Origin of the sequence: Sinomonas sp. P10A9 (genome assembly GCF_041022165.1) — a bacterium.
In the GTDB taxonomy this organism is placed as follows: Bacteria; Actinomycetota; Actinomycetes; order Actinomycetales; family Micrococcaceae; genus Sinomonas; species Sinomonas puerhi.
The window spans coordinates 1,018,546-1,031,951 of record NZ_CP163302.1; the positions used below are offsets into that span (position 1 = coordinate 1,018,546).

At 68.6% G+C, this 13,406-nt stretch carries 10 protein-coding genes; 6 read left to right on the plus strand and 4 right to left on the minus strand.

The features are described 5' to 3' along the window. Window positions 1-17: 17 nt before the first annotated feature. Window positions 18-1,616 carry a purine-cytosine permease family protein gene (locus AB5L97_RS04650; RefSeq protein ID WP_369046646.1) on the minus strand — a complete coding sequence of 533 codons (1,599 nt, stop codon included), beginning with the start codon at window positions 1,614-1,616 and terminating at the stop codon, window positions 18-20. A 151-nt stretch (window positions 1,617-1,767) separates the two neighbouring features. On the opposite strand from AB5L97_RS04650, the gene AB5L97_RS04655 reads away from it, so the two are divergent. Continuing rightward, on the plus strand, window positions 1,768-3,273 hold the full coding sequence (locus AB5L97_RS04655) for a PucR family transcriptional regulator (RefSeq protein ID WP_369046647.1): 1,506 nt from the start codon (window positions 1,768-1,770) through the stop codon (window positions 3,271-3,273). A gap of 117 nt (window positions 3,274-3,390) precedes the next feature. Continuing rightward, window positions 3,391-4,053, plus strand: coding sequence for a GntR family transcriptional regulator (locus AB5L97_RS04660; RefSeq protein ID WP_369046648.1), 663 nt, complete (start codon window positions 3,391-3,393; stop codon window positions 4,051-4,053). Between the two features lie 136 nt (window positions 4,054-4,189). Here the strand turns inward: AB5L97_RS04660 and AB5L97_RS04665 are convergent, their stop codons facing one another. Both AB5L97_RS04665 and purU read right to left on the minus strand, forming a co-directional pair. Then, on the minus strand, window positions 4,190-6,709 hold the full coding sequence (locus AB5L97_RS04665) for a GcvT family protein (protein ID WP_369046649.1): 2,520 nt from the start codon (window positions 6,707-6,709) through the stop codon (window positions 4,190-4,192). A 41-nt stretch (window positions 6,710-6,750) separates the two neighbouring features. Next, the gene (gene purU, locus AB5L97_RS04670) at window positions 6,751-7,647 is read right to left on the minus strand and encodes a formyltetrahydrofolate deformylase (RefSeq protein ID WP_369046650.1); all 897 of its coding nucleotides are present in this window, start codon (window positions 7,645-7,647) and stop codon (window positions 6,751-6,753) included. Window positions 7,648-7,878: 231 nt separating this feature from the next. Here purU and AB5L97_RS04675 point away from each other — a divergent pair, with 231 nt between their 5' ends. The 4 genes from AB5L97_RS04675 to AB5L97_RS04690 are packed head-to-tail and all read left to right on the plus strand — an operon-like array spanning window position 7,879 to window position 12,413. After that, window positions 7,879-9,078, plus strand: coding sequence for an NAD(P)/FAD-dependent oxidoreductase (locus AB5L97_RS04675; RefSeq protein ID WP_369046651.1), 1,200 nt, complete (start codon window positions 7,879-7,881; stop codon window positions 9,076-9,078). Between the two features lie 57 nt (window positions 9,079-9,135). Next, entirely contained in the window at window positions 9,136-10,305 is a 1,170-nt protein-coding gene (locus AB5L97_RS04680) for an aromatic ring-hydroxylating oxygenase subunit alpha (RefSeq protein WP_369046652.1), read from the plus strand. Window positions 10,306-10,364: 59 nt separating this feature from the next. Then, window positions 10,365-10,715: a bifunctional 3-phenylpropionate/cinnamic acid dioxygenase ferredoxin subunit gene (locus AB5L97_RS04685; RefSeq protein WP_307957849.1), complete on the plus strand. Its 351-nt coding sequence runs from the start codon at window positions 10,365-10,367 to the stop codon at window positions 10,713-10,715. A gap of 12 nt (window positions 10,716-10,727) precedes the next feature. After that, a complete protein-coding gene (locus AB5L97_RS04690; RefSeq protein ID WP_307957805.1) occupies window positions 10,728-12,413 on the plus strand; it encodes an MFS transporter in 1,686 nt (561 codons plus the stop codon). 37 nt (window positions 12,414-12,450) lie between these two features. Here the strand turns inward: AB5L97_RS04690 and AB5L97_RS04695 are convergent, their stop codons facing one another. Continuing rightward, the gene (locus AB5L97_RS04695; RefSeq protein WP_307957806.1) at window positions 12,451-13,263 is read right to left on the minus strand and encodes an IclR family transcriptional regulator; all 813 of its coding nucleotides are present in this window, start codon (window positions 13,261-13,263) and stop codon (window positions 12,451-12,453) included. Between the last annotated feature and the right edge of the window lie 143 nt (window positions 13,264-13,406).

Genomic DNA, 13,406 nt, shown 5'->3' on the forward strand with positions numbered 1-13,406 from the left:
GTGTGGTTCGTGGCAGGTCAGACGGCTGGAGCTGGGTTCCGCTCCGGGGTCTGGGTGTCGCCCGCGGCTTCAGTTGCTGGTGCGGGGACCTGCTCCGCGTCCGGGCGATGCTGGGTCGCATCGCCGTGCGTGTCGAGGAAGTGCTCGTCGCTCACGTCCGCCCTGATCCCCAGGGGGATGCCCTGATGGATGCGGTTCTTGAACCGGGGGTAGCCGATGGCGAAGTACAGGACGCCAGAGGTCAGGGTTCCGGCGAGCCAGGAGAGGTCGACGCCGCCCATCGCGGTAGCCATCGGGCCCTGGAGGACCGGGTCCGATCCGTACATGAACACCCAGGTCATGAACAGGCCGACGATGAACGAGATGAGCGCTGCAGGGTTGACGGCCTTGAGGTGAGTGTCCTTCGGGCTGAGGAACAGGTAGCCGAAGTTCTTGTGCTTGCGCTCGAAGACGAAGTAGTGGACCACCATGATGCCGCCCCACGTCGCGACCCAGGCGACGATTGCGCCGAGCCAGTTGTCAAGGAGCGTCGCGAAGTCCTCGGCGAAGAGGAAGAAGATGACCGCCACCATCGAGAGGCAGCCGACGAGGATCGAGAGCGCCTTGCGGCCGATCCGGATGTCGAGGGCCTGAGCGGCAACGCCGAACGTGTACAGGTTGATGATGTTGGTGGCGATCGGGCCGTGGATCACGAGCAGGATCACCGGGATGGCCATGACGCCGAAGCTCTTGACGATCAGCTCGCCGGGATCCGCCGTGCCGTTCATCGTTGCGAGGCTCGCGCCCAGGAGACCGAGCCACACGACAGGAAGGAACTGGCCCAGGACCGAGGTGAAGTACAGCTTCCTCTTCGGGATGCTCTGGGAGACAAAGCGGGAGTAGTCGGGGGCGTAGGTGAACCAGCCGATGCCCCAGCCGATGCCGATGGCGGTCATGATCCCGGACATCGCGGCGATGCGCTCAGGGCCTTCCAGAATGGCGCCAGCAGCACCCTGGTAGTTCCAGTCGATGGGGAGCTGGGTCCAGGCGATGATGGACATGCCCACGAGGACGAGAAGGGTGGGCGGCATGGTGATGCGCTCGAACTTGGCGATCGCTCCATAGCCGCGGTAGCAGATCGCGACCTGCACCCCCATGATGATCGCAGCGATGACGATCTTCCAGGCGAGGTTCTGCTGGGTCGGATCGACCCAGCCGATCATGCCGAAGAGTGCCATGACCAGATCCAGGATGACCCATGTGTTCACGGCGGACCAGCCGACCGCCACGAGCGCCTGGATGGCCGCGGGGAGATAGGCGCCGCGGCGGCCGAACGCGCCGCGGGCGAGGAGCATGCCGGTTGCGCCGGTCTTCTGTCCGAGGAGGACGAAGAAGCCGAAGCCGACCATGCCGATGAGGTTGCCGACGACGAGGACCGTCATGGTGTCGGCGAGCCCGAGGCCCATGTTGATGCCCAAGGCGCCGAGGATCCAGTTGATGGGGGCAACATTGGCCCCAGCCCAGATCCAGAACTGCCCGGAAACCTTGGTGGTGCGAGCTGACTCTGGAACGGGCTGCAGGACGTCTTCGACGACGTGCGTGGCGTTCTCAGTCTTGCTCTGAGTACGAAGGCTCATGTGAGACTGCTTTCTTGAAGGGGACCGCTGGGGGGAGCGAGCCGGCTTGGTTTCAAGCGTAGGTGTGGGGTGAGTCACCTCATAGACTCTTTCTGTCGCCTACCCATGAGTCATCGGGCGACTATCTGTCTCCTATGAGGTGCGGTTGCCAATGTCTCTTCCCCTGAGCGAAATCCTTGCTGGCGGTGTGCTCTCCTTGGGTGCGCCCGTCGTGATCGGCGGAGCGTCCGCCGTTGGCCGGGCACGTGTCCGATGGGTCCATTCGAGCGAGGTGCTCGAGATCGCTCCGCTGCTCTCCGGCGGGGAGCTGCTGCTCACCGGAGGCGCGGCGCTGCTGGCGCTCAAGCCCGCAGCACAGGTGGAATATGTGTGGAGCCTCGCGTCCCGACGGGTCGCCGCGCTTGCCGTCGAGACCGCCGGCACCGGGCGCCATCTGCCCGCCGAGCTGGTTGCCGCCGCCGACGAGGCGGGGCTCCCCCTCGTCGAGCTGCGCCAGGTGGTGCCGTTCGTCGAGGTCGCCGAGGCCGTGAACCGGCGGATCGTCTCGGGCCAGGTGAATGCGCTTCAGATTGCCGACCGGCTGTCGCAGGACCTCACCGAGCGGATTGCGAGCTCTGGCGCCCAGCTCAGCCCGCTCGTCGCGCTCATCGCCGAGACCCTCGGGGTGTTCGTCCGTGTGGTTGACACGCGGGGCTCGCTGCTCGCCGTCGCCGGTCCCGAGCCGATGGAGGGTGCCCACGGCCCGGAGACCGAACTCGCGGTAGGAGGGATCGGCGTCGCCCGCCTTGAACTCATCGGCGGCCCGGCAGCGGACGTCGAGCTGCTCGAGACGGTGATCGCCCGGGTGCGGAGCATCGTGGCGCTTGCCCTCGCGCAGCAGCACCGGCCGAGTCTGGCGCGGCTCGCCGAAGACGAGCTGCTGAGGCTCATCGGAGCCGGTGGGGGAGGCGACCGCCTCGTCGAGCTGTGCCAGGCGGCGGGGATCGGGCCCGAGCAGCCTGTCGTCATGGCCGTGGTGCGGCGGCCCGCCGAGGGATCGGCGGACATCGAGCAGCGTGCCCGTCAGGCCCTGCCCTCGGCTCGGCTGATCGTGGACGGCGCGTGGGTGGACATGCTCATCCCGCTCCCCGCACCCAGCCATCATGCGGAGCGCGAGCTCCTCCTGGGGGAGCTGAGGCAGGCTGTGTCCCGCGCTGGACTCACGGGTGCCCTCGGGCCGACGGCGGCAACCATCCGCCAGGCGGCCTTCTCGCTCGCGGAGGCGCGGGTGACGTGGCGGCTGGGCCGCTCGTCTAAATGGACGGACGCGATCCATGACGCCTCTGACTTCCTCGTCGAGCGCACGGCCGAGCGTTCGCTCCCACGCGGCGTCGTGGACGCCATCGTGGAGGAGGCGCTCGGTGAACTCATCAGGCTTGACCAGCGCAACGGCGGCGAACTGGTCCGTACCCTCGACGTGTGGATCGCGTCCGGCTGCAATGCGACCGAGTCTGCCGAGATCCTCTTCCTCGAACGGCAGTCGCTGCACAAGCGGCTGCGCCGCATCTTCGGCGCGATCGGCGGCGATCCGCGCGGACGGGGCAAACTCGGGGGTCTGGCCTTTGCGGCCAAGCTCGTGCGCGGCAACGCACAACTGCGGGAGGATCTCCGTCCGTGAGGCCACCGTCCGCGACGGCGGCCCGCGTTCCCGGGCGTCCTGGTACGTGGCGCGGGAGGCACACGTCTGATATATCTATGGGAGCCACTCCGGGTGGCTGGACCGGACGGAGGCTTCATGTCGGGCGGAAGAACTGCCAATGCGGCGGGCCGCACGCTCGCGGAGCACGCGTACCTCGAGCTGCGTGAGCGCATCATCGACATGCGACTGCGCCCGGGGTCGGCTCTCGATGAGGAAGAGCTCATGAGGGAGCTCGGCGTGGGCCGGACCCCGATGCGTGAGGCCGTCAAGCGGCTCGAATCGGACCGCATGCTCACCGTCTACCCGAGGCGCGGGACGATCGTCTCCGACGTCAACATCAAGGATCTGCGCGCGATCTCCGACGCCCGCCGTGTGCTCGAGGCCTTCGCCGCCAGGCGGGCTGCCGAGCAGGTCACCGATGAGGACCGGGTGCTCCTGCGTGCGTGCCTGGACGATCTCGCCCGGGACGGCGCCACCTCCAACGTGGACGCCATGGACGTCGACGAGCGCATCCACCGCACGGTCTACACGATCATGCGCAACACGTACGTCGAGGCGACCCTCCTGCAGTACTTCAACCTGTCGCAGCGCATGTGGAACTTCGTGCTGGCGGGGCTGGCTCCGATCACGGCCAATGTCCACGAGCACACGGACCTCCTGACGGCGATCATGGACGGCGATCCTGACCGCGCGGCCGCCCTTGCAGAGCAGCATGTGACGCACTTCGAGGACCTCGTCCGGAACGCTCTGATCCGCTGATCCGGCTGATCGGCTGATCCGGGCCAGACCGGGCCGGCCTGACCTCCCGAGGCCGTGACGCAGCCGGACGACGGCGGGCCCCGCCTCACCGGGACAGTGCCGGTGAGTCGGGGCCCGACTCGTGCGTCGTGGTGCCTCAGGCGCGGATCTTGGCCATCTCGGGGTCGACGAGAGGCTCGGTCTGGACGGTCGCCGCGATGCGGGTGCCGAAGTACTCGATCTCGACCGTGTCGCCGGCCTCGACGTGGCCGGGGAGCCACGCGTACGCGACCGGCTTGCGGACGGTATGGCCGAAGGCGGCGCTCGTCACGTAGCCTGCGGCGGTGCCGTCGAGGTAGACGGGCTCCTTGCCCAGGACCATCGAGGCGCCGTCGTCCACGGTGAGGCAGCGAAGGCGGCGGCGCGGCGTCGTGCCGGCCGCGGCCTCGAGGGCGGGCCTGCCGGCGAAGTCGCCCTTGGCCGGGCGGACGGCGAAGTCGAGGCCTGCCTCGGCTGGGGTGTGCTCGGTGGTCATGTCCGTTCCCCACGAGCGGTAGCCCTTCTCGAGGCGGAGGCTGTTGAAGGCGCTCCGGCCTGCGGCGATGAGGCCGAACGTCGATCCTGCGGACCACAGCGCATCCCACAGCCGCTGCCCGTACTCGGCGGAGGTGTAGATCTCCCAGCCGAGCTCGCCGACGTACGAGAGGCGCATGACGCGGACGGGAATGCCCGCGATCGTCGTCGAGACGGCCCGGAAGTACTTGAGGCCGCCGTTGGAGAGGTCGGCTGCGGCGAGCGGCTGGACGAGGTCGCGGGCCCGGGGCCCCCATACCCCGAGGCAGCATGTTCCGCCGGTGGTGTCGCGGACCTGGACCCACTCCTGCGGATTCGCGGCCGTCTGCCCGGCTGCCTCACGCGTGAGGTAGTCGAGGTCCTGGCCGCCGTTCGCGCCCACCTGGAAGAGGTCCTCGGAGATGCGGGCCACGGTGAGGTCGCTGCGGATGCCTCCGGCCTCGGTGAGCATGAGCGTGTAGGTGACCGACCCGACGCTCTTGTCGATCTGTCCGGTTGTGAGCCGCTGCAGGAGCCCGAGGGCTCCGGGGCCGAAGACCTCGAGCCGCTTGAGCGCGGTCATGTCGTACATCGCCACGTTGGTCCGGGTCGCGTGGGCCTCGGCCGCCGCGATCGGGGAGTCGAACTGGGCGGACCAGTCGTCCCGGGCCGGCGGCTGCCAGTCGGACGGGAGGGTGTCCAGCAGGCCGCGGTTGGCCTCGTACCACTGCGGGCGCTCCCAACCTGCGGCCTCGAGGAAGTAGCCGCCGAGCTCCCGCTGGCGGGCATGGAACGGCGAGACCCGCAGGCCCCGGGGAGACTGGCGCGGCTCGAGCGGGTGCTTGATGTCGTAGACCTCGACGAAGCTCTGCTTCGAGGTCTCCAGGACGTACTCGTCCTGCATCTGGATCTCTTCGAACCGCGCCACGTCGAGCTCATGCAGGTCGGTGGCGGACTGGCCGTCGACGAGGAGCTCCGCGACCGCCTTCGCGACCCCGGCTGAGTGGGTTACCCACACGGCCTCGGCGATGAAGAAGCCGCGCACCTCGGGGGACTCGCCCACGAGCGAGCCGCCGTCCGGGGTGAACGAGAAGATCCCGTTGAACGCGTCCGCGATCGCGGCGTCCTCGAGGGCCGGGAGGAGCTGCTTGGTGGCCTTGAAGGCCTGCTCGAAGTCCTCGGGCGTGAAGTCCAGGCGCGAGGGCATCGAGTGCTCGTCCATGTCCTTCCCCTCGACCGCGGGGAGCTCGTCGTAGCCGACCGCGATGGGGCGGTGGTCGTAGGAGCCGATGCCGAGGGACTCGCCGTGCTGGCGGAAGTACAGGCCGGCGTCCTGATGGCGGAGGATCGGCAGGGCCGCGGTATTGCCGCCGCCGATGATGTGGCTGCCGCCCAGGGCGACGCCGTCGGCCAGCTCCGCGAGTTCGCGGACAGGCGTGGTCTTGACGTACTGGTGCGCCATCGGCACGAGCGGCACGCGCATGCCGATGAGCTCGCCGAGCGCCGGTCCCCAGAATCCCGCGGCGGAGACCACGATGTCTGCGGGGATGACGTCGTCGCCCGTCCGCACACCGGTAACACGTCCGCCGGCGCGCTCGATCCCGGTGACGCGCACCCCTCCCACGAACCGTGCGCCGCGCTCCTGGGCGCGCTCGCGCAGGAGCTCGACGGCGAGCACTGCGGAAGCGAGCCCGTCGCCTGGCAGGTGCAGGCCACCCAGGACGAGGTCCTCGTCGATGAGCGGATGCAGGGCCTTGGCCTCTGCCGGGTCGACGAGCCGCGACTCGACGCCCCACGCCGTGGCCCACCCGTGGCGGCGCTTGAGCTCGGCGAGCCGGCGCTCGCTCGTGGCGATCTCGAGGCCGCCGACCGCGTTGAAGGCGCGGCACCCGGGGCGGGAAAGGGTCGAGAGCTTGGCCGAAGTGTAGGCGGCGAACTCCGTCATGGTCTTGGACGAGTTGGTCTGGAAGACGAGGCCCGGGGCGTGGGACGTGGACCCGCCGGTGAGCGGAATCGGTCCCTTGTCGAGGACCGTGACGTCCGTCCAGCCCCTCGACGTGAGCTCGTCGGCGAGGTTGGACCCGACGATTCCGGCTCCGATGATGACAACGCGGGGTGAAGGCATGGCTGGATTCCTTGAGGGTTGTGGAAGGTCGGGGTGACGGGTCAGGGGAAGACGATAGTGCGGTGGCCGCTGAGCAGGACGCGGTTCTCGGCGTGCCACCGCACCGCCCGGGAGAGGGCGAGGGTCTCGGCGTCGCGGCCCACCGTGGCGAGCTCCTGGGGCGCCAGCCGATGGTCTACGCGGATGACCTCCTGCTCGATGATCGGGCCCTCGTCGAGGTCCGCCGTGACGTAGTGCGCCGTCGCCCCGATGTGCTTGACGCCGCGCGCGTGCGCCTGATGGTACGGCTTGGCACCCTTGAAGCCGGGCAGGAAGGAATGGTGGATGTTGATCGCCCGGCCGGCGAGCTTCCGGCACAGGCCGTCTGAGAGGACCTGCATGTACCGGGCCAGGACCACGAGGTCGGCGTCATAGCCCTCGATGACCGTCAGCAGCTCTGCCTCGGCCTCGGCCTTCGTTGCTGCGGTCACGGGGATGTGGATGAACGGAAGGCCCGCTGCCTCCGCCATGGGCCCAAGATCCACGTGGTTGGACACGACGGCTACCAGCTCCGCGGCGAGGTTTCCGGATTTCCAGCGGTAGATGAGGTCATGCAGGCAGTGGTCGAGCTTCGAGACCATGACGAGCACCCTCGGCGGGGCGGACGGGTGGAACGTGAAGTCCATCCCGAAGTGCTCTGCCGTGCCGGCGAACTCGGATGCCAGCGACCCGGCGTCGATCGTCTCCCCAGCACTGAAAGCAGTACGGAGGTAGAGCGTGCGTTCGGCCGCGTCGTCGAACTGCTGGTGCTCGGTGATGTCGAACCCGCGCTCCACGAGGAACTGGGACACGGCGTGGACGATTCCACTGCGCTGCGGACACGAGAGCGTGAGGACGCCCTTGAACGTGCTGGCACTCTGGGCACTGTGCGGGAGCGTGAAGGCCGAGATGACTGTCATGGGAGATCCTTCGGGGTCTTCGATCCGTGGCCTCCGGGAGGCCGGTCCTATCCGGTTGCATTCGCATACAACTGATATATGACGACGGTAGTGGTCTGGATCACGATCGGTCAAGGGTTCCTTCGAGGGTCTTGACGGCTGCTGTGAGATGAGTCACTGTTGTGAATGTCGAAATGAGTTGCGCTAATCGCAATTCTCGAAGAATGTACCCGCCGTCACATCAGGAGCGCAATGAAGACGCTGGCCATCGTTGGCTCATCCCTCGCTGGGCTTGCCGCCGCCCGTGCCGCCCGCGCGCAGGGATTCGACGGCCGACTCGTTCTCGTGGGTGACGAGCCCCACCGCCCCTACGATCGGCCGCCCCTGAGCAAGGACTTCCTGAGCGGGAAGATCGGCGCCGAGGCACTGCGCCTCGAGGACGAGGGCGAGGACCTCGCTGCCGAATGGATGCTCGGCGTGCGGGCCGCTGCCCTCGACGCCGGGGGACGCGCCGTCGTCCTCGACGGCGGACGGCGGCTGGAGGCAGACGGCGTCGTCCTCGCCACCGGATCGACGGCGCGCACGCTGCCGCAGTTCGCCGGCTGCGAGAACGTCCATACCCTGCGGACGCTCGACGACGCGCGGCTGCTCCGCGAGGAGCTCCGCCCGGGTGCGCGGCTGCTCGTGGTCGGCGCGGGACTCATCGGCGCGGAGGTGGCTTCCACGGCGCGAACCGCCGGAGCGGACGTCGTCATCCTCGCGGGAGCAGGCATCCCGCTGGTCCGAAGCGTCGGTGCGCAGATGGGCGGTGTCCTCGCCGGCCTCCACGCGGCGCACGGCGTCGAGCTCGTCCAGGGTGCGGCCATCGCGGGTGTCCGGACCGACGGCACACGACTCGTCGCCGTCGAGCTGACGGACGGGCGGGTGATCGAGCCCGACGCCGTGCTGGTCGCCGTCGGCGGGGAGGCGGCGACGGGCTGGCTTGCGGGCTCCGGCGTGCAGGTGGCCGACGGCGTCGTCTGCGATGACCACGGCCGCACGAGCCTGCCGGGCGTCGTCGCCGTAGGCGACTGCGCGGCGTGGCGCGACCCCCATCTGGGCCGGCCGCATCGGCTCGGCCACTGGAACGCCGCCCTCGCCCAGCCAGCCCGCGCAGTCAGGGCCCTTCTGGGGGCCACGGATCCTGAGCCGGCCAAGGCGCTCCCGTACTTCTGGTCAGACCAGTACGGCATCCGCATCCAGTTCAGCGGACATGCCGAGTTGGCCGACCGGATCGAGATTGAGGCCGGAACCGCGCAGGACCATAGCTTCCTCGCCGCCTACTACCGGGGGGATGCCCCCGTCGGCCTCCTCAGCAGCGGCCAGCCGAGGCTCTTCGCCAAACGGCGCCGCGACGTCGAACGCTCACAGCACCTCCACGCCGCAGAGACGCTCGCTGCGCTCGCTGGCTAGCCCCAAGACTTCCCCACCCTTTCCGACATTCAACCAACCACCCACACAGGAGTAGACATGACGACTGCACCCGAGAAGATCGAGGCACCCAAGGGCGGAGTGAAGATCTCCGAGAGCCTCATCGCCACCCTCCCCGGGTCCGCTTACGTCGACGAGGCCGTCTTCCGGGCCGAGCAGGAGCGGATCTTCGAGCAGATGTGGTTCTGCGCGGTGCGCTCGGCCGACCTCGAAGGGCCCGGCACGTTCAAGACGGTCCAGGTCGGGCGCGAGAGTGTGATCGTGAGCCGCAACCGCAAGGGCGAGATCCGGGCATTCTTCAACATCTGTCGCCACCGCGGGGTGAAGCTCTGCATGGAGGACTCGGGCAAGGCCGAGCGCTCGTTCCAGTGCCCGTACCACGCCTGGACCTACGACCTCGACGGCAAGCTCATCGCGGCGCCGAACCTCACGAAGATGCCGGACATCGACCGTCAGGAGTACGGTCTGGTCAAGGTCCACATCCGCGAGTACCTCGGGTACGTGTGGCTGTGCCTGGCCGAGGAGCCTCCCTCGTTCGAGGACGAGGTCATGGGCGCGATCGAGACGCGCCTCGGCGACGTGCACCGGATCGACGGCTACGACGTGGCGAACCTGAGTCTGGGCCGCCGCATCACGTATGACGTGAAGGCCAACTGGAAGCTCATCATCGAGAACTTCATGGAGTGCTACCACTGCGCCACCATCCACCCCGAGCTGACCGAGGTGCTCCCGGAGTTCGCCGACGGCCTGGCAGCGCAGTACTTCGTGGGCCACGGCGCCGAGTTCGGCGACGAGGTCAAGGGCTTCACCATCGACGGCTCCGAGGGCCTGGACGTGATCCCCGGTGTCGCCGAGGACCAGGACCGCCGCTACTACGCGATCACCATCAAGCCGACCGTGTTCATCAACCTCGTCCCGGACCACGTCATCATCCACCGCATGTTCCCCATGGCCGCGGACCGCACGATCGTGGAGTGCGACTGGCTCTACCTCCCCCACGTGGTCGAGAGCGGCAAGGACCTCGACGCCTCGGTGGAGCTGTTCAACCGCGTGAACCTGCAGGACTTCGACGCGTGCGAGCGCACCCAGCCCGGCATGGCCTCGCGCATCTACGCCAACGGCGGCGTGCTCGTCCCGAGCGAGCACCACATCGGCGAGTTCCACGATTGGGTGGCGTCCATGGTCGGTGACGTCATCCCGACGAACTGACGCCGCCACGAGAACGACCGAGATCGACCGAGTGAAGGAGTTGCGCCATGAGTGATGGAATGACGCGCATCTGCCCCCTGTCCCAGCTCGTCCGCGGGGACGCGATGCGCCTGGAGACGCGGCCGCCGATCGCCCTCTTCCACACGGAGGAGGGGGAACTGTTCGCGATCGACGACACCTGCACGCACCAGGACGCGTCGCTGGCCGACGGGTATGTGGAGGGCTGCGAGGTCGAATGCCCCCTGCACGCCTCCAAGTTCAACCTGCGGACGGGGACCGTGGATGCCCCGCCGGCGAAGCTGCCGGTCCGCGTCCATGCGGTTGAGGTGCGCGATGGGGACATCTACCTGAAGGAGTCCGACGAGATTCCGAACCTTCCGCCGGGGATCACAGTTGACGGCCACGTCTGAGGAGTGATGACAATGAGAGGCAGTCAGACAGAACAGGACATCTCCGTGACGAATGTGCCGGGGGCAGGAGCGTGGCAAGGCCGGATCACGTTCCGGAAGCGCCGGCTCCGGTTCGGCGACGTCAACGTCGTCGACCGCGCCATGCTGCGGCGGGCGGTCGGCGGAGCCGTCGTGGGCAACACCATGGAGTGGTACGACGTCGGTGTGTTCGGCTACCTCATCACCACGATGGGACCGGTCTTCCTGCCCGAGGCAGACAAAACGGTCCAGACCCTCTTCCTGCTCGGGACGTTCGCCGCGACGTTCGTGGCGCGCCCCTTCGGCGGCGTCTTCTTCGGGTGGCTGGGCGACAGGATCGGCAGGCAGAGGGTCCTCGCGGCGACGCTCATCATGATGTCCGCGGCGACCTTCGCCCTGGGCCTCCTGCCGGGGTATGCCCAGATCGGCGTGGGGGCTGCCGTCCTCCTCGTGGTGGTCAAGCTCCTCCAGGGGTTCTCGACCGGCGGCGAATACGCGGGCGCCACGACCTTCGTGAGCGAGTACGCGGCCGACCGCAGGAGGGGCTACTTCGCGAGCTTCCTGGACATGGGCTCCTACCTCGGCTTCGCCGCCGGTGCGGCCCTCGTCTCGGTCCTCCAGCTCGTGCTCGGCCAGGCGGCGATGGGAGAGTTCGGCTGGCGGATCCCCTTCCTCGTGGCGGGACCGCTCGGGGCGATCGCCATCTACTTCCGGCTCAGGATTGAGGAGAGTCCCACCTTCCAGGCCGCCCTGGACACGCAGGAGCGTGCGGTCAACGAGCGTGCCGCGGCAGACGCTACGGCCCGGAGGGGCCCGTTCGCGGTGGTCCGCGCCTACTGGCGTCCGATCCTCGTGTCCATGGTCGTCGTCGCCGCAGCCAACACCGTGGGCTATGCCCTGACCTCCTACATGCCCACGTACCTGACGGAGTCGAAGGGCTACGACGAGGTCCACGGGACCCTCCTGACCATCCCGGTGCTGCTCGTCATGAGCCTGTGCATCCCCCTGGCCGGGCGGCTGTCGGACAAGATCGGCCGTAGGCCCGTCCTGTGGATCGGCGCCCTCAGCACGGTTATCCTCGCGATCCCCGCGTTCCTCCTCGTGGGCCTCGGCACGGTGCCGGCGACGCTCGCTGGCCTGGCCTTGGTCGCGTTCCCGGTGACGTTCTACGTGCCGATTCTCGCGTCCACTCTGCCCGCCCAGTTCCCGACCTCCTGCCGGTACTTCAGCATGGGGATCGCCTACAACTTCTCCGTGGCGATCTTCGGGGGGACAACGCCCGTCATCGTCGACGGACTCATCCAGGGCACAGGCAACGACATGATGCCCGCGTACTACCTCATGGGCACGTCCATCGTGGGTGCGCTCGCGGTCTTCTTCCTGCGGGAGCCCGCGGGGCGGCCGCTGCCGGGTTCGATGCCGAGCGTTGACACGCCCGCGGAGGCGCGCGCCGTCGTCGAACATCAGGAGGAGGATCCGCGGATCGATCTGGAGCAGATGCCGCTCAGCCGGGTGCCTGTCGCGGTGGCGCACGACGGCGCGGCGGTGCAACTCCCGCTCGACGACCCGTACGCCCTCGCGGCGGCCGAGGGCGAGGGGATTGACCTGGAGGCCACGGCCCTCGAGGCCCGGTCCTGCGGTGAGCAGCCGGTCGCAACGGGGCTGCGCCCAGTGGCCTGAGACCCGGCCGCTCGGTCCGTCCACTTGGTCCGGCCGCTCAGGAGCGATCCTGGGCGGCCGGACCTCCCATGAGCTCGGTGATCTCCGCGCCAGCGGCGACGATTGCCTTGATCAACCCGGGGTCCTTCTCGGGATCGAAGCGGAACGCCGGGCCCGAGATGCTCACCGAGCCGATCACGTCCCCGGTATGGCCGAACACGGGCGCGGCGATTGCGTTGAGGCCGTCTTCGAGTTCCCCGCGGGTCGCGGCGTAGCCCAACCGCACAATCTCCGGGAGTTCGGCCTCGAGCCGGTCCCTCGTGAGCGTGTGCGAGGTGAGCGGCTCGGGCGGCGCCTCGCGCAGCGCCTGGTCCCGTTGGGCTGGCGGCATGTAGGCGAGGAAGACCTTCCCGCTCGAGGTCGCGTGCAGAGGCGTGAGGTTCCCAATCCAGTCGAAGCTCGCGACGTTCGCCGCGCCCATCGCCTGGTCGACGTTCACGGCGAAGGACGACCGGAGCACCGCGAGATTGACGGTCTCGCCGAACTGCTGCGCGAGGTCTTCGAGGACCGGCCGCGCGGTGTGGACGAGGCTGAGGCGCCGCGGGATCGAGCTCGCGATGCGCAGCAGCCCGACTCCGAGCTGGTATCTGCCCCGCCGTGAGCTCTGCTGCACGAAGCCGTGGGTCTCGAGGGCGGCGAGAATGCGTGACGCCGTCGACTTGTGCACGCCCATGCGCTCGGCCATGTCGCCGACGGCCGCGCTGCCCTCTTCTGCGAGGACCTCGAGCGCCTGCACAACGCGCTCGACCGAATGAACACCGTTGGCTGAACGTCCCCCGTCGGGATCCTCCGGATCCGATGACTTGCTCATGGGCCGATTGTGCCAGAGAACACCGGCACCCTCGGGAGGCAAGGAAGGAACGATGCCCCGCTCGCCAGGCAAGCTGCGTGCCGAAGTCACCCCAGGTGGACGCCAAGTCACCCCGTGCGGGCGCGAAGTCACCCCCGGGGAAC

Bases quoted from the DNA above. Each gene is read 5' to 3' on its own strand.
- AB5L97_RS04650 (WP_369046646.1), bottom strand. From the start codon at position 1,616: ATGAGCCTTCGTACTCAGAGCAAGACTGAGAACGCCACGCACGTCGTC.
- AB5L97_RS04655 (WP_369046647.1), top strand. From the start codon at position 1,768: ATGTCTCTTCCCCTGAGCGAAATCCTTGCTGGCGGTGTGCTCTCCTTG.
- AB5L97_RS04660 (WP_369046648.1), top strand. From the start codon at position 3,391: ATGTCGGGCGGAAGAACTGCCAATGCGGCGGGCCGCACGCTCGCGGAG.
- AB5L97_RS04665 (WP_369046649.1), bottom strand. From the start codon at position 6,709: ATGCCTTCACCCCGCGTTGTCATCATCGGAGCCGGAATCGTCGGGTCC.
- purU (WP_369046650.1), bottom strand. From the start codon at position 7,647: ATGACAGTCATCTCGGCCTTCACGCTCCCGCACAGTGCCCAGAGTGCC.
- AB5L97_RS04675 (WP_369046651.1), top strand. From the start codon at position 7,879: ATGAAGACGCTGGCCATCGTTGGCTCATCCCTCGCTGGGCTTGCCGCC.
- AB5L97_RS04680 (WP_369046652.1), top strand. From the start codon at position 9,136: ATGACGACTGCACCCGAGAAGATCGAGGCACCCAAGGGCGGAGTGAAG.
- AB5L97_RS04685 (WP_307957849.1), top strand. From the start codon at position 10,365: ATGACGCGCATCTGCCCCCTGTCCCAGCTCGTCCGCGGGGACGCGATG.
- AB5L97_RS04690 (WP_307957805.1), top strand. From the start codon at position 10,728: ATGAGAGGCAGTCAGACAGAACAGGACATCTCCGTGACGAATGTGCCG.
- AB5L97_RS04695 (WP_307957806.1), bottom strand. From the start codon at position 13,263: ATGAGCAAGTCATCGGATCCGGAGGATCCCGACGGGGGACGTTCAGCC.